This is a genomic window from Cellulomonas biazotea (assembly GCF_004306155.1).
Taxonomy (GTDB): domain Bacteria; phylum Actinomycetota; class Actinomycetes; order Actinomycetales; family Cellulomonadaceae; genus Cellulomonas; species Cellulomonas biazotea.
Window position 1 is genome coordinate 1 of the sequence record NZ_BIMR01000500.1, and the last position, 407, is coordinate 407.

Here is a 407-nt window from a genome sequence, read left to right on the forward strand (position 1 = left end):
GCGTCGTCCCGCGCACCGGGCGACCCGCCCGACGCCTGCCCCGCCGCGCGCCGCAGCAGCGGCGTCCGGCCCAGCCGGTCGACGACCCGCGCCCGCAGGTCGCCGTCCAGGACCCCGTCCGGCAGCCCCGTCGGGACGAGCCCCAGCGCGTCACCGCCGTCGGCCGCGACCCGGCGGGCCAGCACCGCGTAGACGTCCGCCGCGTGGTCCAGCAGCGCGTCCGTCAGCGGACCCGCCGCGACGTGACGCCGGGTCGGGTCCAGCGGCAGCGTCGCGACCAGCAGCGCCGGCAGCGTCGACGGCTCGTCGGTCGGCGTCGGCGCGTGCACGACCCGCGCCGCGGGGTGCTCGCCCGTACGCGGCAGCGCCCACGTGACCCGCCAGTCGCGCGCGGCCCGCTCCTCGAC

1 pseudogene is annotated in these 407 nt (G+C 81.3%); it reads right to left on the minus strand.

Annotated elements, in window-relative coordinates:
* A pseudogene (locus CBZ_RS20480) lies at window positions 1-407 on the minus strand (sacsin N-terminal ATP-binding-like domain-containing protein); the annotation flags it as partial.